At 66.9% G+C, this 18,152-nt stretch carries 19 protein-coding genes; 11 read left to right on the top strand and 8 right to left on the bottom strand.

Annotation, left to right across the window (positions count from 1 at the left end; translation table 11 throughout):
• Window positions 1-15: 15 nt before the first annotated feature.
• From AC30QB_RS20545 to AC30QB_RS20595, 11 genes are all read left to right on the top strand, one after another.
• Window positions 16-1,008 carry a dialkylresorcinol condensing enzyme gene (locus AC30QB_RS20545; RefSeq protein WP_489548131.1) on the top strand — a complete coding sequence of 331 codons (993 nt, stop codon included), beginning with the start codon at window positions 16-18 and terminating at the stop codon, window positions 1,006-1,008.
• The gene (locus AC30QB_RS20550) at window positions 998-2,131 is read left to right on the top strand and encodes a beta-ketoacyl-ACP synthase III (protein WP_489548132.1); all 1,134 of its coding nucleotides are present in this window, start codon (window positions 998-1,000) and stop codon (window positions 2,129-2,131) included. The genes AC30QB_RS20545 and AC30QB_RS20550 overlap by 11 nt, the downstream gene beginning before the upstream one ends.
• Entirely contained in the window at window positions 2,132-2,527 is a 396-nt protein-coding gene (locus AC30QB_RS20555) for a DarG family dialkylresorcinol biosynthesis protein (RefSeq protein ID WP_489548133.1), read from the top strand.
• Window positions 2,524-3,504, top strand: a complete 981-nt coding sequence (gene darH, locus AC30QB_RS20560) for a BtrH-related acyltransferase DarH (RefSeq protein ID WP_489548134.1) — start codon at window positions 2,524-2,526, stop codon at window positions 3,502-3,504. Before AC30QB_RS20555 ends, darH begins: the two co-directional genes overlap by 4 nt.
• Entirely contained in the window at window positions 3,504-4,421 is a 918-nt protein-coding gene (locus AC30QB_RS20565; protein WP_489548135.1) for an ABC transporter ATP-binding protein, read from the top strand. Before darH ends, AC30QB_RS20565 begins: the two co-directional genes overlap by 1 nt.
• Window positions 4,421-5,578, top strand: a complete 1,158-nt coding sequence (locus AC30QB_RS20570) for an ABC transporter permease (protein ID WP_489548136.1) — start codon at window positions 4,421-4,423, stop codon at window positions 5,576-5,578. Before AC30QB_RS20565 ends, AC30QB_RS20570 begins: the two co-directional genes overlap by 1 nt.
• On the top strand, window positions 5,575-5,853 hold the full coding sequence (locus AC30QB_RS20575) for an acyl carrier protein (RefSeq protein WP_489548137.1): 279 nt from the start codon (window positions 5,575-5,577) through the stop codon (window positions 5,851-5,853). Before AC30QB_RS20570 ends, AC30QB_RS20575 begins: the two co-directional genes overlap by 4 nt.
• Entirely contained in the window at window positions 5,850-6,914 is a 1,065-nt protein-coding gene (locus tag AC30QB_RS20580) for a beta-ketoacyl synthase N-terminal-like domain-containing protein (protein ID WP_489548138.1), read from the top strand. Before AC30QB_RS20575 ends, AC30QB_RS20580 begins: the two co-directional genes overlap by 4 nt.
• Window positions 6,911-7,387 carry a hypothetical protein gene (locus AC30QB_RS20585; RefSeq protein ID WP_489548139.1) on the top strand — a complete coding sequence of 159 codons (477 nt, stop codon included), beginning with the start codon at window positions 6,911-6,913 and terminating at the stop codon, window positions 7,385-7,387. Before AC30QB_RS20580 ends, AC30QB_RS20585 begins: the two co-directional genes overlap by 4 nt.
• A gap of 98 nt (window positions 7,388-7,485) precedes the next feature.
• Window positions 7,486-8,877, top strand: coding sequence for an undecaprenyl-phosphate glucose phosphotransferase (locus tag AC30QB_RS20590; protein WP_489548140.1), 1,392 nt, complete (start codon window positions 7,486-7,488; stop codon window positions 8,875-8,877).
• Between the two features lie 89 nt (window positions 8,878-8,966).
• Window positions 8,967-9,458, top strand: a complete 492-nt coding sequence (locus AC30QB_RS20595) for a PEP-CTERM sorting domain-containing protein (RefSeq protein ID WP_489548141.1) — start codon at window positions 8,967-8,969, stop codon at window positions 9,456-9,458.
• A gap of 96 nt (window positions 9,459-9,554) precedes the next feature.
• Here AC30QB_RS20595 and AC30QB_RS20600 read toward each other — a convergent pair whose 3' ends face one another.
• Genes AC30QB_RS20600 through AC30QB_RS20635 form a run of 8 tightly spaced genes read right to left on the bottom strand, consistent with a single transcriptional unit; the run spans window position 9,555 to window position 18,145 of the window.
• Complete coding sequence (locus AC30QB_RS20600) at window positions 9,555-11,024, bottom strand: oligosaccharide flippase family protein (protein WP_489548142.1); 1,470 nt, start codon at window positions 11,022-11,024, stop codon at window positions 9,555-9,557.
• On the bottom strand, window positions 11,025-11,750 hold the full coding sequence (locus tag AC30QB_RS20605) for a WecB/TagA/CpsF family glycosyltransferase (RefSeq protein ID WP_489548143.1): 726 nt from the start codon (window positions 11,748-11,750) through the stop codon (window positions 11,025-11,027). It lies immediately after the preceding gene.
• Window positions 11,751-11,757: 7 nt separating this feature from the next.
• The gene (locus AC30QB_RS20610) at window positions 11,758-12,645 is read right to left on the bottom strand and encodes a glycosyltransferase family 2 protein (RefSeq protein ID WP_489548144.1); all 888 of its coding nucleotides are present in this window, start codon (window positions 12,643-12,645) and stop codon (window positions 11,758-11,760) included.
• The gene (locus tag AC30QB_RS20615; protein WP_489548145.1) at window positions 12,642-13,586 is read right to left on the bottom strand and encodes a polysaccharide pyruvyl transferase family protein; all 945 of its coding nucleotides are present in this window, start codon (window positions 13,584-13,586) and stop codon (window positions 12,642-12,644) included. Before AC30QB_RS20615 ends, AC30QB_RS20610 begins: the two co-directional genes overlap by 4 nt.
• The gene (locus tag AC30QB_RS20620; protein WP_489548146.1) at window positions 13,583-14,704 is read right to left on the bottom strand and encodes an acyltransferase family protein; all 1,122 of its coding nucleotides are present in this window, start codon (window positions 14,702-14,704) and stop codon (window positions 13,583-13,585) included. The genes AC30QB_RS20615 and AC30QB_RS20620 overlap by 4 nt, the downstream gene beginning before the upstream one ends.
• Window positions 14,705-14,709: 5 nt before the next feature.
• Window positions 14,710-15,738 (bottom strand): glycoside hydrolase family 5 protein, encoded by a 1,029-nt coding sequence (locus AC30QB_RS20625; protein ID WP_489548147.1) that lies wholly within the window; start codon window positions 15,736-15,738, stop codon window positions 14,710-14,712.
• Window positions 15,735-16,871, bottom strand: coding sequence for a glycosyltransferase family 4 protein (locus tag AC30QB_RS20630; protein WP_489548148.1), 1,137 nt, complete (start codon window positions 16,869-16,871; stop codon window positions 15,735-15,737). Before AC30QB_RS20630 ends, AC30QB_RS20625 begins: the two co-directional genes overlap by 4 nt.
• Window positions 16,868-18,145 (bottom strand): polysaccharide polymerase, encoded by a 1,278-nt coding sequence (locus AC30QB_RS20635; protein ID WP_489548149.1) that lies wholly within the window; start codon window positions 18,143-18,145, stop codon window positions 16,868-16,870. The genes AC30QB_RS20630 and AC30QB_RS20635 overlap by 4 nt, the downstream gene beginning before the upstream one ends.
• Between the last annotated feature and the right edge of the window lie 7 nt (window positions 18,146-18,152).

Below are 18,152 nucleotides of genomic sequence, written 5' to 3' on the forward strand. Positions count from 1 at the left end.
GGTTTTGAAAACTGATTGCACCTCCTTGTGAATACCGGCACCTCCGACGCATCTGGCCCCCTGAAAAAGGTGTTGGTCATCCAGTATTCGCAAACCGGCCAGTTGACGGCCCTGGCCCAGCAGCTCGTTCAGCCGCTGCGCGCCGACCCGCGCATCGCCGTGCACACCGAAACCCTGGTGCTGCAAAAGCCCTTCCCCTTCCCCTGGGGCTTCTTCCGCTTTCTCGACGCCTTCCCCGAGTCGGCCCACCTGGTGCCGCCTCCGCTCGCGCCGCTGTCACTCACCGGCGATGAAGACTTCGACTTGATCGTGCTGCCCTACCAGGTGTGGTTTCTCGCGCCTTCGCAGCCCATCACCGCCTTTCTCAAGCACCCGATCGGCCAGCGTGTGCTGCGCGGCAAGCCCGTGGTCACGGTCATCGCCTGCCGCAACATGTGGCTGTCGGCACAAGACAAGCTCAAAGCGATGCTGGCCGCCGCGGGCGCACGCTTGATCGACAACGTGGTGCTCACAGACCCGGGCCCCACGCTCGCCACCTTCATCACCACCCCGCGCTGGCTGCTGAGCGGCAACAAGGCCGGCTTCTGGGGCATGCCCGCAGCCGGCCTGAGCGATGCACAAATCAAAGGCTCGCGCCGCTTCGGTCTGGCCTTGCGCGACGGTTTGCTGAGCGGCAAAGAAAAGGGCAATGCCCCGCTGCTCGCCGGCCTGGGCGCCGCCGTGGTCGACCCGACGCTCTACTTCAGCGAACGCACCGGCACGCGCAGCTTCTTCGTCTGGGGCAAGCTGCTGCTCGCAGCAGGCAAGCCGGGCAGCTGGCAGCGTATTCCGCTGCTGGCGCTTTACGTGGCCTTCCTTATCGTGATGATCGTCACGCTAGTGCCCACCAGCCTCGCGCTGCAGGCGCTGTTGCGGCCGTTCATGGGAGCGTGGTTATCTAAAATCAAGACCCAATATGAGCAGCCCTCGGGCTCGTCCACAGAACGCAGCCACATCCATGAGGACTGAAGTTTTTCTCACGCGCACGGGTGCCTTTCTGCCCTTCGCGCCCGTTGGCAACGAAGAGATCGAAGACGTGCTCGGCCGCGTCGGCGGCAAGCCTTCACGCGCACGCCGCATCGTCTTGCGCAGCAACGGCATCCAGTCGCGCCACTACGCAATAGACCGAACCACCGGCGAGCCCGCCATGAGCAACGCGCAAATGACGGCTGCCGCCATACGCGCCATGGGCGACATCGGCCACGTCGACTGCCTCGTCACCGGCACCTCGCTGCCCGACCAGCTGATGCCCAACCACGGCGTGATGGTGCACGGCGAGCTCGGCTGGCCGCGCCTGGAAGTGGTGTCGTGTGCCGGCATCTGCCTGGCGGGCACCGCCGCGCTCAAGCACGCCTGGCTCTCGGTGCGCGCAGGCGAAGCGCAGCGCGCGGTGGCCACCGGCTCGGAGCTGGCCTCGCCCATCCTGCTGGCGCGCAACTTCGACCTCGAGGTCGAGCGCAAGGTGCAGGCGCTGGAAGAGCGCCCGGAGATCGCCTTCGAGAAAGACTTCCTGCGCTGGATGCTGTCTGACGGCGCGGGTGCGGTGTTGCTTGAGGCCCAAGCCCGCGGCCCGCTGTCGCTGCGCGTCGACTGGATCGAGCTCTCGTCTGCCGCCCACGAGTTGCCGGCCTGCATGTACGCCGGCGCCGACAAGAACGACGACGAATCGCTGCGCGGCTGGCTGCGTTTCTCCACGCATGACTGGCAGGCCAAGTCGGTCTTCGCGGTCAAGCAAGACGTGCGCCTGCTCAACGACAACATCGCTCGCGCCACCTTGCGCGAGCCGCTCGCCGACATCATGGAAAAACGCAAGCTGCGCGCCGACCAGATCGACTGGTTCCTGCCGCACCTGTCGTCCCAGTATTTCGTGCAGCCCATGCTCGACTCGTTGGTCGAAGTGGGCCTGCCCATCCCGCGCGAGCGCTGGTTCAGCAACCTCACGAGCAAGGGCAACACCGGCTCGGCCTCGCCGTACATCATGCTCGACGAGCTGTTCCGCTCAGGGCGCATCAAGCCGGGCCACAAGCTGCTGATGTTCGTGCCGGAAAGCGGCAGATTCTCCAGCGGCTTCGTCTACATGGAAGCCGTCTAGATGAATTTGGACGCCGTCCCACAGGAAGGTAACGCCACGCTGGGCGGCCACCGAAAAGCCATCTACGCCAAGGACGCCAACGGCCGCATGGTGATCGCACCCAGCGCCGGTTGGGAAGCCGAAGAGATCGTCACCACGCACGCGGTCGAGACGATCCATGCACAAGCCGAAGAAGCACGCGAACGCGTGATTGCCGGCCTCACGTCACCACTCGAGTTCTGGATGTACGAGCGCCGCATGGACGTGCCCCTGCTCTCGCAAACCAGCGGCTTCTGGCAGTGGCGCGTGAAGCGCCACCTGCGCCCCGAGGTATTCGCCACGCTGTCGGCCACGCAACTGCAGCGTTATGCCGACGCGCTCGGCCTGCCGCCCGACACCCTCAAGACACTGCCATGAGCTTCCAGCACCAGCACGCCGCGCATTGCGAGAGCGGCGTCATCTCCAATCTGCTGCGCCACCACGGCGTGCCCATGTCGGAAAGCCTGGCCTTCGGCCTGTCGGGCGGCCTCGCTTTTGCCTACCTGCCCTTCGTCAAGATCAACGGCCTGCCGCTGATCGCCTACCGCTCGCTGCCGCGCGCCATCATCAAGGGAATGATCGGGCCGCTGGCTGCGCGCTTTCGCTTCGAAACCTTCCGCACGCCGCTGGCGGGGCAACAGCGCCTCGACGCGCTGCTGGCCAGCGGCCAGATCGTGGGCATGCAGACCTCGGTCTACTGGCTGCCCTACTTCCCGCCCGACATGCGCTTTCACTTCAACGCGCACAACCTGCTGGTGTACGGCAAAGAGGGTGACGACTACCTCATCAGCGACCCGGTGTTCGAAGCGCCGGTGCGCTGCGCCAGCGCCGACCTGTCGCGCGCCCGCTTCGCCAAGGGTGCGCTCGCGCCCAAGGGCCTGCTGTACTACCCGGAGTCGATAGGGCGCAAGAACGTCACGGCCGAAGCGGTGCGCAAGGCCATCCGCAAGAACTGCCGCGCCATGCTGCCCCCCGTGCCCATTGCCGGCGTGCGCGGCATGCGCCTGCTGGCCAACAAGGTGCAGAAGCTGCCCGCGGGCGACAAGCACAGCGCCGACTTCATCGGCCACATCGTGCGCATGCAAGAAGAAATAGGCACCGGTGGGGCGGGCTTTCGCTTCATCTACGCCGCTTTTCTACAGGAAGCTGCGCAGCTCGCACAGCTGCCCGTGCTGAGCGAATTCTCTGAGCGCCTGACCACCATCGGCGATGGCTGGCGGGCACTGGCACTGAAGGCCGCACGCATGGTCAAGGGCCGCGAGCCGGTAGACCCGCCCGCCATCGCCACCAAGCTGCGCGAGCAGGCAGACCAGGAAGAAGCCTTCTTTCGCGACCTCAAGGCCGCTGTCGCCTGATGCTTGAGATCGAGCAGCTGGGGCACCGTTACCGGGGCGCTGCCAGCGCTGCGCTCGAGGGGGTTTCGCTGCAGGCCAAACGCGGTGAAGTGCTGGGCTTGCTGGGCCCCAACGGCGCGGGCAAGACCACGCTGATCTCACACATCGCCGGCCTGCTCGCCTTGCAGCGGGGGCAGATTCTGGTCGACGGCGAGCCGCTCGCCGCGTCGCGCGCCAAGGCGCCCACGCGCATTGCCGTGGCACCGCAGGAGTACGCCTTCTATCCCATGCTCAGCGTGGCCGAAAACCTCGCCTGCTTTGCCGGCGCGGCGCGCCTGCGTGGTGCCAAGCGCGACCAGCGCATCACCGCCAGCCTCGCCTTCGCGCAGCTAGAGCGCTTTGCCAGCACGCGCGCCGAGCAGCTCTCGGGTGGCCTGAAGCGCCGGCTCAACTTGGCGATTGCGTTGCTGCCCGAGCCCGAGCTGATGCTGTTCGACGAGCCCACCGTGGGCGTAGACCCGCAATCGCGCGCTTTTATGCTCGACGCCATCAAGACGCTGGCAACGCAAGGTGCCGCGGTGATCTACACCTCGCACTACATGGAAGAGATCGAGGCCATCGCCGACCGCGTGGTGATACTTGACCACGGCCGCGTGCTGCGCGCCGGCACGCTGCACGAGCTGCTGGCACAAGACACCGCGGTGCTCACGCTGGCGGCCGACGGCATCGCGCCAGATGCACTGACGGCGCTGCTGGCGCACTACGGCACGGTTGAATCCCTGGGCGACCGCCTGCGCCTGCAGCTGAACACCACACCTGCGACCGTGCTGGCCGCGCTCGACGCCGCCGGTGCCCACGTGCGCCACGCCGAGTTTGGCCGCGGCAACCTCGAGCAGCTCTTCATGTCGCTCACCCAACGCTCGCTGCGAGACGACTGATGCTCACCGCCCTCATCCGCAAAGAAGTGCTGGCCCTGCTGCGCGACCCGCACGGCCTGGCGGCGCTCTTCGTGATGCCGGTGCTGTTCATCATCATCATGTCGCTCGCGCTGAAGGACTACTACAGCCCGCCGCAGCGCAGCCTGAGCTACGCGGTCGACGCACGCGACCAAGGCCCGTTGGCAACATCGCTGCTGCGTTCGTGGGAACGCAAGCACGGCGCACCCGGCGCGCTGCCCGCCGACTGGCAGCAACAGCTGCGTGCAGGTCAACTCAAATACGTGCTGGTGCTGCAACCGGGCCTGTCAGAAGAATTGGCCCTGCCTTCGCTGCCCACCACCGCGCGCATCCAGCTGCTGGCCGAGCCCGGCCTCGACGGCAACCTGTACAACTCGCTCACGGCCGAGCTGGCCGGCACTGCCGGTGAGCTGAAGGCCCGCACGGCGCTTGCCAACACCGACGCACCGCCCCCGCCACCGAGCGCGTCGATGCAGACGCTGGTGCAGGCCGAGCGCTACGGCGGCAGCGGCCCGCGGCCCAGCGCCGTGCAGCAGAACGTGCCGGCGTGGCTGGTGTTCGGCATGTTCTTCGTGATCGCTTCGCTGTGCGGCCTGGTGGTGAATGAGCGCAGCAGCGGCACGCTCGCGCGCCTGCACAGCCTGGGGGTGCCACGCAGCGTGCAGCTCGCCTCCAAAGCCCTGCCCTATCTCGGCGTCAACGCCGTACAGGCTGCGCTGATGCTGGCCGTGGGCGTGTGGCTGATGCCGCTGCTGGGTGGCGACGCGCTCGCGCTCGCCGGCATCCACTGGGGTGCATTGCTCGTTGCGCTCACCGCCATCGCACTGGCCGCCGTGGGCATGGCGCTCGCACTGGCCTGCGCCGTGCGCACCCATGCGCAAGCCGCCGCCATCGGGCCCATTGCCAACGTGCTGATGGCCGCCATCGGCGGCATCATGGTGCCCAAATTTGTAATGCCTGCAGCCATGCAGCGGCTGGCCGAGTGGTCGCCCATGAACTGGGGGCTGGAAGCCTTGCTCAACGTGCTGCTGCGCGGGGGCGATGTCGCCAGCACCCTGCCCCAGGTGTTGCGCCTGGGCGGTTTTGCCGCGCTGATGTTTGCCATTGCCGTGCTGCTGTTTCAACGCCCCGCCCGATGAGCCCTGAAGACCTGATTGCCGAGCTGAAGACCCTGGTGCTCGACGCCGCCGAGAAGCCCATGCCCGAAGGTGGCCTGACCGACGACGAAGCCCTGTTTGGCCCCGACACCCGCCTGGCGCTCGATTCGCTGGATGCGCTGCAGGTGTCGATGGCGATCCAGGCGCGCTACGGCGTGCGCATGCCCGACAGCAAAGACACCCGGCGCGCGCTCACGTCCATCGCCCACCTTGCGCAGCATCTTGCGCAACACCCGGCACTGCACCGTAAGGCATGAACGAGGCCTACCTCACCGGTCGCGGGCTCGCATCGGTTTTGGGGCCCGACCTCGCGACGGGGCTGACGACGTTGGCGCACGGGGGCATGGCGCCTTCACGCTTCGCTCTGGCCGATGGCTCGTCATGGCCGTTTCTCGGCATCGCAGAAGAAGACCCCGACTGGTCGGCGCGCGCGCGCCGCATCGTCGAGCGTGTCGCCGCTGAGAGCGGTGCCTTGGCCGGCCCGCGCGAAGGCCCGCTCTTCGTGGCCTCGTCATCGCTCGACATCGGCTTGCTGGCAACCGACATCAGCGCCTACCGCGAGTACCCGAGCTTCGCCGAGACCGTGGCGGGCTGGCTGGCTTGGCGAGGCCCGGTGTTCACTGTGTCCACCGCCTGCACCTCGGCGCTCAACGCCCTGCTCAGCGCGCGCACGCTCATCCGCCACGGTCTTACCGACCACGCCTTGGTACTGGGCCTGGAGCTGCGCAACAGCGTGACCGTGGGCGGCTTCGGTGGCATGCAGCTCTTGAGCCCCACGCGCGCCCTACCCTTTGGCGAAGCGCGCAATGGGCTGGTGCTGGGCGAGGCGGTGGCAGCACTCTATTTGTCGTCAACACCCGGCCGCTGGCGAGTCGCCGGTGGTGCCAATGTCGTCGACGGCCGCGACCCCGCCGGACCGGTGCCGAGTGCAGTGGTCGCGATGTGCCAGCAAGCTCTCGCCGACAGCGGCTTGCGGCCACACGACATTGCACTCATCAAGCCACAGGCTGCGGGGAGTGTGGCCAGCGACAGCACTGAAGCCCATGCGCTGCAGCAGGTGTTCGCGCCCGTGCCTGCGCTGGTCTCGCTGAAGACCGCCATCGGTCACACGCTGGGTGCCTCAGGTGCTGCCGAGTTGGCGCTGCTCATGACATGCCTTGAATCGGGTGTGTGGCCGGCACTCGACTACGCACAAGACGCTGCACTGAATGCCGCGCTTGCTGCACAACCACCGGCGAAGGCACGCCACGTGCTCGCCAGCATCCTCGGTTTTGGTGGCGGCCATGCCGCGGTGGTGCTTGAGGATCTCGCGTCATGACGCACTGGCAAACCGTGGCGCATGTCGCGATCGACCCACTGCCGGCTGACTGGCGCGACCACCTCGCCAAACGCCTGGGCACACGCCCACGCCGCATCGGCCCCTGGGCCGAACTCGCGCTCTACGGCGCGCGCCTGTGCCTGGATGCCGCACAAGAAGAAACCCTGCCCGCCGGCGCCCAGCTGCGCATTGCCAGCCTCAGCGGCCCGCGCAGCGCCACGCACGCCATCGTCGAGCAAGCCCGCACCAGTGTGCCCCTGCCCTTCACTTTCATGCAAAGCCAACCCAGCCAGATGCTGGCCGCGGTGAGCCAACACCTGGGCTGGCAAGGCGACGCACGTTTCACGCTGTGCCGCGATCGGCAAGCCGTGCTGCAACTTGCACAACTGGAAAGCCATGCCCAAGGCGTGTTGATCGGTTGGGTGGAAGAAGACCTGCGCACCGAATGGCGGCGCCTGCGGCCCTCGCCCTGAAAGCCTTGGTATAGCGCGCTCTCCCAGGGGGAGACGAGACGCGCGTGCGTCAAAAGACATGTTGCACTGCGGCATGCGGTTTGCCCTATGAGGCCATCATGAGTGCTGATGCGCCTTCGCGCCTGTTTCCGGGCGCCCCACCTTCCATCCACACCTTCGTCGCGGCGGTGCTTGAGCCTGCCGTTACGCTGCTGTGCCTGTTCGGGGTGTCGCTGTGGCAAGGCGAGCCCATCGAGAGGCCGCAGCTGGTCTTGAGCATGCTGGTCGTGATGCTCACCTTTCCCGGCGTCGACCGCTTCAAGCAAAGCCGTCTCAGCGCCGCGCTGAACGTGGTGAGCGACTGGATGGCGGTGCTCGCCATCCTGATGCTGTGCGCCTACGCCACCGACAGCTTCGGCTTCTTCTCGCAGCCCGTGCTGCTGTGGTGGGCCGTGATCACGCCGCTGGCGCAATGGGGCTCGGCCCTTTTGGTGTGCCATTGGCTGCAGCGCATCACCCAGAGGCCCGAGTTTCGCCGCCGCAGCATCGTGGTGGGTGCGGGTGACAACGGTGTACGCGTGGCGCATGCCTTGGCCGACCAGCAAGACTGCGCCCACGAGCTCATCGGCTTCTTCGAAGACCGCGGCGCCGACCGCGTGCACGCCGACGCCGCCGGCAAGGTGCTGGGCCGGGTGGACGACGTGGCCGAGCACGTGAAGCGATACGGCGTCCACCACGTGTACATCACCCTGCCGCTCACCGCCCAGCCGCGCATCATGGAGCTGCTGGCCCAGCTGCAAGACACCACCTCGTCGGTGCACTACGCACCCGATGTGTTCGGCATCAACATCATTCAAGGCCAGCTGCAAGACCTAAGGGGCGTGCCGGTGGTGAGCCTGCTCGAATCGCCCATCACCGGCACCAACCACCTCGTGAAGCGCGGCACCGACATCGTGCTGGCGCTCGCCATACTGGCGCTCATTTTCCCGGTGCTGCTGCTGGTGGCCCTCGGCGTGAAGCGCAGCTCGCCGGGGCCTGTGATCTTCAAGCAGCGGCGCACCGGGCTCGATGGCAAAGAGATCCTGGTCTACAAGTTTCGCTCGATGACCACTCAAGACAACGGCGGCGTGGTGCAGCAGGCCACGCGCGGTGACCTGCGCATCACGCCCTTCGGCGCCTTCATCCGCAAGACCTCGCTCGACGAGTTGCCCCAGCTCTTCAACGTGCTCGAAGGCAGCATGAGCCTGGTGGGCCCGCGCCCGCACGCAGTGGCTCACAACGAGCAGTACCGCAAGATCGTCCAGGCCTACATGCTGCGCCACAAGGTGCGCCCCGGCATCACCGGCTGGGCACAGGTCAACGGCTACCGCGGCGAGACCGACACCGTCGACAAGATGGCCGCGCGCGTGCACTACGACCTTGAGTACCTGCGCAACTGGTCTCTCTTGCTCGATTTGAAAATCATCATGCGCACCGTGCGCGTCCTTTTGTTCGACCGCAATGCCTATTGACCACTCAGGGTCAACGCGCATGCGCGCGGGAACGCCGATTGCCCCACCAACTTCGAATTGCTTGCTCACCATCAACCGGAGTACCGCCCATGAACAAAAAAATGCTTGCTGGCCTGGCCCTGGCCACGCTCTCACTGGGAGCCACCAGCGCCAACGCAGCTTTTCTCAGCTGCGACGACCCGCTGACCAGCGCCATCGGCGGTCGCTTCTGCTTTGAGAAGTTCGACAACTTGAGCCCCGGCGCCTACAACGTCAGCTTTGAATACCAAGCTGAAAAGTTTGCCGGTAATCACGACAAAAACCTCAACGTCGGCTTCTTGTTCGACAGCGCGGGCGGCAGCTTCAGCCGCGGGGTTTTTGGAGATTCGACCGCCACGCCAGGCTGGAATACCTATTCCTTCGTGACGCAAGCCGCAGGCGATGCCGGCCTCTTGTTTGCGCTGCGTGGCGTGCCGGGCCAGAACTTCGGCATGGGCTTGCAAAACATCCAGGTCGCCGCCGTGCCAGAGCCCGCCACCTACGCCATGCTGCTGGCCGGCCTCGGCGCGATTCTGTTTGTGAGCCGACGCCGCCGGCTTTGACCTGTGGCAGTTGCCCCGACCCTCAACAACTGACTTCGGGCACTGTTAGAGCGCAGGCGGCGCAGGCGGCGCAGCGGTCCCTGAGCCGACCGTGATTCAAGGCGCCACCTCCCGCCGCTGCATCAACCAATGCACCAAGGTCGCGATGGCGGTGTAGCAAACCAGCCCCAAGCCCAGGGCCAGCGCCAACCCCAGCCAATGCCAGGCATCAAGCCCGGCGCGAGGCGACACCCACAGCGCAAGCCAAGTGGCCACCGTGCCCAGCAATGCCGGCACTACCGTGCGCGCGAGGGCGCCCCACGCAAACCCAAGCTGCCGCTTGATGGCCACCTGCATCGCCACGCAGCCCGCCACACTGCCCAGCGCAAAGCCCGCTGCCACGCCGACCATGCCCCACCAGGTCGACAAGGCAATCGCCAGCACCAGCGAGGCCATCAGCTGCAACGATGAAAGCGTGAGCGCACGGCTGCTGCGCCGCGTGGTGTACGAGAGGCTTTGCCCCAGCATGAACGCGGCCTGGCTCACGCAAGCCACCGACAGCCAGCCGAAGAGCGGCGCACTGGCACGCCACCTCTCGCCGAAAACCACCACCACCATCGGCTCGGCCACCATGGTGACGATGGCATAGATGGGGGCCAGCAGCAGCAGCGTCCAGCTCAGCATGCGGGTGTAGCTGGCCCCGAGCGCCACTGGGTCGTGCTGGCGCTGCACGAAGAGCGCCACACCCACCCGGCTGAGCGATGCGGCCACCACCAGGTAGGCCGCCGAGAGCACGCGCTTGGCCAGGTTGTACAAGCCCGTGGCAGACGGCCCGAACAGCACGCTGACCAGCGCCGCATCGCCGTTGTTGTTGGTGTAGCTGACCAGTGCACTCAGGCCGATACGCCGCGCTTCGGGTGCGTGCTCGCGAATCAGCTGGTTCGACCACAGCCACTGCGGCCGCCACGTGCGCCACTCGGCCAGCACCGCAATGGCAAGGCCCACGGCCCCTGTCACCAGCTGCTGCGCCACCAGCGCCATGGCACCTGCACCGCGCCAGGCGAGAACCAGCGCCACCACGCCCCCGGCCGTCACGGCGCACAGCGAGCGTATGGCCAGCAGACGAAAGTTGCCTTCACGCAGCAGCCGCGCCTCGTGCGCGCGTGCCAGCCCGAAAAGCAGCACCGACAGGCTCATGCCCAGCAGCACCGGCACCAACCCCTCCGACTTGAAGAAGCTCGCCAGCGGCCAGGCCAGCAAGGCCATCAGGCAGGCCATGGCGCCCGACACCACCGTGCACACGGTAAACAGCCAGTTGAAAAGATGAGCGTCGGCGCCAGGGGCGCGCACCACCGGCATGGCCAGCGCGTCTAGCAGCGACACCCGCACAAACAGCACCATCAAGTGGGCGATGGCGAGCAAGCCAAACTCGTGCGGCGTGAGCCAGCGCGCCAGCACCGCGAAGATCATGAACGACAGCGCCTGCTGGATCACGTTGTCGCCGATCGACCACATCGACTTCGCCGCCCAGCCGCTGGCTGCGCGGCGCGCCAATTGCTTGCGCAGCCTCTGCACGGCAGAGTTCATTCAAGCCCGCCCGCTGCTGCAGATGCGGAAGAAGCGCACGGCATCGATGGTGTAGCGCTTCCACAGCCGGCCGGGCTCCTGGCACAGGCGAAACAGCCACTCCAGGCGCAGCCTGCGCATCCAGATGGGCGCACGCGGCGCACGCTGCGCCAGAAAGTCAAACAAGGCCCCCACGCCCACATAGAGCGCAGGCGGCATGTCTTTCGCGTGGTCGAGTATCCAGCGCTCTTGCAGCGGGTTGCCCAAGGCCACCAACACCACGTCGGGCTGCGCGGCGCGTATGCGCGCGCACACCACCTTGTCATCGATGTCGTACCCCGAGCACACGCCCACAACCTCTTGGCCGAAGCGTCGCTCAATGGCGCGCGAGGCGTCGCGCACCACCTCGGGCCGCGCGCCAAACAAGAAGACGCGCAACGGCAACGGGCTGCCGCGCAGCAGGCGCGGGATGAAATCGGTGCCGTTCAGGTTCTCCTGGAAACGCTGGCCGTGCATCATGCGCGCGGCCAGGTCCATGCCTACGCCATCGTTGACGAGCGTGATGCCCGGCTCATTGAAGCGCGCCGCAAAGTCTTGGCAGGTCACCACGAAGTTGGTGTTGGCAAAGAAGAGCTCGGTGTGGCGGCCGAGCGCCAGGCGCCGATAGATCTGGCCCATGAGCGCCTGCGAGCCGAACGACTTCACGCTGAACGGGCCTATCTTCAAAGTCTGGGACAAGGTCGTCATGGGAGCCTCACGCGTTGTGGGATGAATGCCGAGCGGACCTGGCCTGCGCCGCTGTGTCGATCCCGGTGCGCCAGCCGCGCACGCGGGCGAGCAGGCTGCGCCACTTGAAGCGGGCCTGCGCGGTGCGGCCACGGCCAAGCGCCAAGGCAAAGCCAGCCAGCGTGCGCGCGCACACCAGCGGAAAGTACCAACCGGGGAAGCCCGAGCGCCGGATGACGCGGCCGAAGCCAGCTTCGTAGCGCGTTTGCCGCTCGATGGCCGCCGGGCCGAAGTCGGCGGTCTTCACCGGGTGGCGCAGCACCAGGTCACGGTCGTACTTGATCTCACCGCCGGCCTGCATGCCCCGCAGCAAGAAATCGGTCTCTTCACCGGCCCCCCAGGGCGTGCCGGCGCCCACGCCCAGGGCTTCGTCGAAGCCGCCAATGCGCTCGACCAGCGGGCGACGCAGGAAGATGCTGAACGAGATGGCCCCGCGCCACACGTTGTATCGGTTGAGCGGCTGAGAGCGGGCCAACCACCGCCCCTCAGAGCGCCCGGCCCCGTCAACGAAGCGGCCCGTCAGGCCGTCTAGTGAGGGACGCGCCTGCAATATGGCGTTCACATGCGACAGCAGGCCGTCGGGGTACCAGCAGTCGTCATCGGGGAAGGCAATCACGTCGCCGGTGGCGTAGCGCAACCCCACGTTGCGTGCGCGCGAGAGCCCGGGTGCGCTGCGGTAGCGCAGCACGCGAAAGTGCTGGCGGTACTCGTCGATCAAAGGAGCCAGCCGCTCGTCGGGGTTCTGGTCGACGATGAGCAGCTCGAAGTCGGTGTGGTCCTGGCGGCGCAGCGAGGCGAGAAAGGCTCCCACCTCTTCGGTGCGGCCGAGCGTGCCCATGATGAGAGAAAACTTCATGCGCGAACCCTCGCGGCCTCGAAGCTCACGAACGGCAGGTGGCTCAGCCACGAGTCGTACACGGCGCCTATCTTTCCGTACGAGTTTTCGAGGTAGGTGACGTCACAACCCATCAGCGCACCGGCCACGCCGGCGTGCAGGCGGTTGGTGCGCACGCTGCTCACCTTGGAGAAAAAATGAAGAAAGTCGCGCGACACCAGGTCAGACTCTTCTCGAAAGCGCAGCTTGGAGCCGTAGAGGTGCGACATGTCCCAGCGCGGGTCGCCGGGCTGGGCCAGCGTGGCTTCCATGTCGACACGCATCATGTTGATGTGCCCGCCCAGTGGTGGCGTGCGGCGGCTCAGCGCCCAGCGCCAGCGCAGGTAGGGAAGCAACCTGTCCATGTGCGCAAAGCGCGCCCAAATGCGTGGCCCGCTGTAGGTTTCGCACTTGGCAAACAAGCGCGCCACATCGACATACAAGGCCATGTCGGGTGCATACACCAGGCGCGCGCGGCAGCCGCTGGCCTGCACGCGCAGCATCGAGGCCGTGTCGCGGCACACGAGCGTGTAGCGCTCATCGAGCCGCGCCAGCAAGGCCTCGTGCCCACGGATGGTCTGTGGCATCACCAGCGCCGAGGCCACGTCGACCGCCAGGCAACGCTCGAGAAAAGCCGCACAGCTGCCGTACTCGGGCACCAGGTTGCCACCGCCGCCATAGATGGCGGCGTCGCCGCACTTCAGGCCGCGCACGGTGCCGTACTCGGGGTGCAGCTCGATGTCATCGAAAAACTGCCAGGTGCCCGCCGCGATCAGCGCATCGCCCGCATTGCCTTCGTTGGGCACGTACTTCAGGCGCCCGTTGCGGCGCGTGACCATGCTGCGCAGGGTGTCGCACAGGCCATCCCAGGCGCTGAAATCATCGATCAGCGAGGGCAGGCTTGCGGCTGAGGGCTTGCTCATGGTGGGGGCCTCCGGTCAGTGGCGAAGTCGTTGTTGAACACAGGAGTGGGCCGTGGCCCTTCGGTGTGCCGCCCGAAGCGACGCTGGGTACGCTGCACCAGCGCAGCCAGAAAGCGCTTGCTGGCCGCGCAGGCGGGGTGCTCGACCAGCACGCTGAACGCTGCCGTCACCACCAGCACGCCCAGCACGCCGGCTGCGGCGCCGGCGGGGCTGCGCGGCAAACCTGCTTGGCCCAGCAGGTAAAGCACGGGCACGTGCAGCAGGTAAAGCGAGAAGCTCCAGTCGCCCAACCACTGCAGCGGGCGGGCCGCGAGTGCGCTGTCGATGGCGGTGCGGTCGTGCGAGTAGGCATACACGGCGAGCCCGCACACCAGCGCGGGCGCAAGGTCGTTCCAGTAGTCGGCGTGCAGGTTGATGGCACCCAGCATGAAGAGCACCAGGCTCACCAGCAAGCCGGCTTGCAGCACGGTGAGCGCCGCGGTGCTCACCGGCAAGGCGCGCAAGCGCGTGTGCAACCCACCGAGCAAGCTGCCCATCAGAAAGTAATGCAGCTTGGAGCCAACGAAGGTGCCGGGCACGGCGTCGCGCCAGCAGATGGCCACCACGGCCAGCACCAGCACCGCGATCAAAGCACCCGCGCCGCGCGGCGTGCGCTGCACGGCCCACCACAGCACCACGAAGAGCGCATAAAACTGCACCTCGGGCGGAATGCTCCACAACACGCTCACGTTGCCCGAGAACAGCAGGTGGCGCAGCAAGTTGTGGCTGTCGATGGCGTACGGAAACCCGGGGTCGACCAGCGTGTAGACCGCAAACGACAGCAGCACCACGATGAGGTAAGGCGGCGCAATGCGCGAGAGGCGCGCCACCGCATAGCCCCACACGTTGCGCGCGCTGGCAGGCTTGCTGAGGTAGAGCAGGCCCATCAAGAAGCCACTCAGCGTGAAAAAGATCATCACGCCGAGATGCCCCTCACGCTCGGGGCCGAAGCGCACACCGGCGTAATCGTGCAGGTGCGAGAAGACGACGAGCAAAGCGGCCAGCCCACGCACCGCATTCAGCGCCTTGATCTGGCCCTGCGCAGGCGTGGATGACATGGTGGACGAAGCAGCGGCCATGCGGCTCACCATTCCTCTCGCAACACCGCCAGCTGCGCGCGCGGCAGCCCATCAATCGGGTGCACGCTGAAGGCATAGCCTGGGCCCCACCAGGCGCCTGCAGCCCAGTAGGTCCAGCCCACCCAGGGCGCCTCGCGCGCGGCTTCGAGCTGGGCCTTCAGGGTGTCGAGGCAGGCCGGCACAGGCGCCACGCCAAACTCACCGAGGAACACGCGCTGGCGGTGGGCCACCGCCCAGTCGGCCACGCGCTTCATGATGGCGCTGATGCGCTGCGGCTCCATGCAGTCGCCCTTGGTGCCCGAGTGGTTGCGATCGGCGTACTGGTGCACCTCGATCACGCTGCGGCCCAGCGGGTCGGCCAGGCCGGCAAAGGCATCGGCGTTGGACAGCCCGTCTTGGCGCACCGCCCAGTCGTGCGCCCCGCTCCAGCCGGCGCCCGACACCAGCAGCAAATGCTGGGAGCCCGCCGCGCGCAGCGCAGTCACCACCTCTTGTGCGGCGCGCGCCCAGTCGGCCCGTGTGGTGGCCTTGGCCGGCTCGTTCATCAGCCCGAAGGCCACGTCATCGGGTGCCGGAAAGGCCTCGCGCATGCGCAGCCAGAAATCGCTCAGCGCCGACAGCGGCATGTCGGCCGACCCCAGCTTCTGCTGCGCATAGGTGCCGAAGTTGTGGGCATCGAGAATCACGCACATGCCCAGCTCGTGCCCGCTGGCCACCACCTGGGCGAGCTCGGCCACCTCACCAGCATCTAGCGGACCGCCCGGCGTGCGCTGCACGCGCTCCCAGCGAAAGGGCAGGCGTATGGTGTTGGCGCCTTGCTCGGCGAAGTAGCGCAGGTCGCCCGCCGATGGGTAGGTGTAGTCCTTGTGCAACTTGCCCGGCAGGCGCAAGGGGTTGAACTCGGCACCCGCCATGTTCACGCCACGCAGAGGCTTGTCGCCCAGGCAGGTCGCGGTTGACGGATGCGCCGCCCGCGCTGCATGGGCAGCCACCCCCATGAGGAGCAGCAGCAAGCAGGCGAGCGCGCGCTTCAAGCCGCCACTCCTTTTTCATGCATGGCGCGCTCGTACTCCTCGACGTACGCGCCCACAACCCGGCGCCAGCTGTAGCGCTGCACCACCGCTTGCGCCTGCGCGCGCACGGCAGCATGGCGATGCTGAAGCTGGTGGTGGCGCTCGGCGAGCGCCGTTGCGGCGTCGTCTGCATCTTCGGCCACGATCAGCGGCACGCCGCTCTCGGCTTCGAGCCGCTCGAAGGGCGGTATGGCGCTCAGCACCGGCACCAGCCCGGCGCTCATGGCCTCAATGGCCGCCAGGCCAAAGCCCTCGTGGCGCGACAGGCACACCGAATAACTTGCCTGCGCCATGGCGTCTCGTATGGCGGCGTTGCTGGGGTTGGGCAGCAGGGTCACAGCCCCGCCCACGCCTTTGTCTTGTGCCAGCTGCGCGAGCGCGTGCTGGTCGAGGTCGTACTCGCGGCCCGCCACGATCAGCCGCCAACTCGGGTCGATGCGGCGCAGCGCCACCAGCAGGTCCAGCGTGCGCCCCAGGCCCTTGTGCGCCGTCCAGCGGCCCACGTAGATCAGCGTGGGTTGCAGCACGGGCGACGAGGCGCCGGCAAACTTGTCGATGTCAACCCCGTTTTCGATCACGCGCACGCGCTCGTCGGGCACCACCTGGCGAAACATCTCGCCGTCGTTGGCGCTGCTGGCCAAGATGCGGCGGTAGCCGCGCGCAGTGCAGCGCGTCACCGAGTGGAAAAACATCTTCTTCGCGCGCTGCGCAAAGCTGGTGTGAAAGAAGCCGCCGTGCGTGCAAGCCACCATGGGCTTGCGGTGCCACCAGCGCATGAGCGAGAGGTAGTCGAAAGCGAAATCGATGCCGTGCACATGCACCACGTCGGCCGCGCCCAGGTGGCGAAGCACCGCCGGGAACAGCGGGTAGCGCTCGGAGCCCGAGTACGCCAGCCGGTGCACCGGCACGCCGTTGAGCACCTCGTCGTGCGGCAGCGTGTCGGGCTGGCGGAACACGCGGTCCAGCGTGACGATGCTCGGCCGGTGGCCATGCAGCTCTTGCTGCATGCGCGCAATGTTGGAGACCACGTCTTCCATGCCGCCACGCGAAGGCAAATACTGCCTCACCACGTGCACGACTCTCAATCCACTCATGTGTTTTCTCCTTTGGGTGTTGTGGGTTCGCGCATCGACAGGGCGCCGAAGATGAACCACAGCACACCGGCCGTCTTCAGCGCAAACAGCGAAGTGCCACTCACGCACAAGATCAGGGTCACGTAGGCCGACAAGAAGGTGCGAAAGCGCCGCGCGGCCTCGTTGGGCAGTGGCAGCATGAAGACGCAAAGCCACATCAGCGCCACGCCCAGCAAGCCGAAGCGGCTGATGACGTAGGCGTAGCCCATGTCGCCGAAATTGGTAGAGAAGTCGCGCAGGCCCAGCAGGTTCAGCTCGTCGAAGGTGAGCAGGTAGCGCCCGCTCACCGTCATGCGGCCTGTCAGGTTGTCACCGGTGCCGGGCGCGTAGTTGGCAAGCGTCAGCAAGACGCCCGCACCCAGCAGCGGGAAGAGGATGGCCAACACATGCGCGCGGCCGTGCAGCGCGAGCCGCAGCACCACCAGCAGCCCGAGCATGTAGAGCCCGAAGCGCGAATCGGCCAGCGTGATGAGCACCATCGCCGCCAGCACCAACCACACGCTGATGCGCCACTCGCGCCAGGGCTTGGTCAGCCCGTAGGCCATCAGGATCACCGCGAAGTTGCCCAGCGACACCGGCTCGAGAAACACCGACGACACCCGCTGCGCACCCAGCAACTGCGGCAACAGCGTGCGGCCTATGCCCTCGGGGCGCATGCCGTTCAGCGTGACGCTCTGCCCCGCCACCTGCGCCGAGCTGGCTTGTATGCCGCCCAGGTCAACGTAGTAGCTGAAGGTGTTGAAGAAGCGGTTGTAGAGCGAAGGCAGCGCCGCCTCGATGAGGCCGATGGCCACGATGACGGCCGTCACGATCAGGAGCGGTCGGTCTAGCGAGCGGGCGCCGCTGCCGAAGCTGCGACCCGCCCACACGAACACCAGCGGGATGAGCAGATCACGCGCGGCCTTGGGGTCGAAGTAGCCACCGCGCAGCAAAGCCAGCAAGCCCGAGATGCCGAGCGCGACGAACACCGCGATCAGCGAGCGCAGCGACAGCCGGTGCAGCAGAAGCGGCACGCAGGCAGCGTAGATCAGCAGCTCGGCCAGTGCCACCTTGCCCACCGACACGCCCAGGCCCTGCGAGTGCAGCAGACACAGAAGCCAGTGGTGGGCGGTGACGGCCAGCAGCAAGAAGGTGGCGTAGCCCGTGGAGTCAAGCGACGACGCGGCGGGCTTGGCACGCGGCTCTTCATAGGACCCCGGTTGGGTCGGTGCGAAGGCGAGTGTGCTGGCGGCCATGGGAGTT

Source organism: Rhizobacter sp., assembly GCF_046595475.1.
In the GTDB taxonomy this organism is placed as follows: Bacteria; Pseudomonadota; Gammaproteobacteria; order Burkholderiales; family Burkholderiaceae_C; genus Rhizobacter.

Bases quoted from the DNA above. Each gene is read 5' to 3' on its own strand.
- AC30QB_RS20615 (WP_489548145.1), bottom strand. From the start codon at position 13,586: ATGAGCAAGCCCTCAGCCGCAAGCCTGCCCTCGCTGATCGATGATTTC.
- AC30QB_RS20610 (WP_489548144.1), bottom strand. From the start codon at position 12,645: ATGAAGTTTTCTCTCATCATGGGCACGCTCGGCCGCACCGAAGAGGTG.
- AC30QB_RS20570 (WP_489548136.1), top strand. From the start codon at position 4,421: ATGCTCACCGCCCTCATCCGCAAAGAAGTGCTGGCCCTGCTGCGCGAC.
- AC30QB_RS20635 (WP_489548149.1), bottom strand. From the start codon at position 18,145: ATGGCCGCCAGCACACTCGCCTTCGCACCGACCCAACCGGGGTCCTAT.
- AC30QB_RS20555 (WP_489548133.1), top strand. From the start codon at position 2,132: ATGAATTTGGACGCCGTCCCACAGGAAGGTAACGCCACGCTGGGCGGC.
- AC30QB_RS20605 (WP_489548143.1), bottom strand. From the start codon at position 11,750: ATGACGACCTTGTCCCAGACTTTGAAGATAGGCCCGTTCAGCGTGAAG.
- AC30QB_RS20600 (WP_489548142.1), bottom strand. From the start codon at position 11,024: ATGAACTCTGCCGTGCAGAGGCTGCGCAAGCAATTGGCGCGCCGCGCA.
- AC30QB_RS20585 (WP_489548139.1), top strand. From the start codon at position 6,911: ATGACGCACTGGCAAACCGTGGCGCATGTCGCGATCGACCCACTGCCG.
- AC30QB_RS20565 (WP_489548135.1), top strand. From the start codon at position 3,504: ATGCTTGAGATCGAGCAGCTGGGGCACCGTTACCGGGGCGCTGCCAGC.
- AC30QB_RS20620 (WP_489548146.1), bottom strand. From the start codon at position 14,704: ATGGCCGCTGCTTCGTCCACCATGTCATCCACGCCTGCGCAGGGCCAG.
- AC30QB_RS20575 (WP_489548137.1), top strand. From the start codon at position 5,575: ATGAGCCCTGAAGACCTGATTGCCGAGCTGAAGACCCTGGTGCTCGAC.
- AC30QB_RS20580 (WP_489548138.1), top strand. From the start codon at position 5,850: ATGAACGAGGCCTACCTCACCGGTCGCGGGCTCGCATCGGTTTTGGGG.
- darH (WP_489548134.1), top strand. From the start codon at position 2,524: ATGAGCTTCCAGCACCAGCACGCCGCGCATTGCGAGAGCGGCGTCATC.
- AC30QB_RS20590 (WP_489548140.1), top strand. From the start codon at position 7,486: ATGAGTGCTGATGCGCCTTCGCGCCTGTTTCCGGGCGCCCCACCTTCC.
- AC30QB_RS20630 (WP_489548148.1), bottom strand. From the start codon at position 16,871: ATGAGTGGATTGAGAGTCGTGCACGTGGTGAGGCAGTATTTGCCTTCG.
- AC30QB_RS20595 (WP_489548141.1), top strand. From the start codon at position 8,967: ATGAACAAAAAAATGCTTGCTGGCCTGGCCCTGGCCACGCTCTCACTG.
- AC30QB_RS20550 (WP_489548132.1), top strand. From the start codon at position 998: ATGAGGACTGAAGTTTTTCTCACGCGCACGGGTGCCTTTCTGCCCTTC.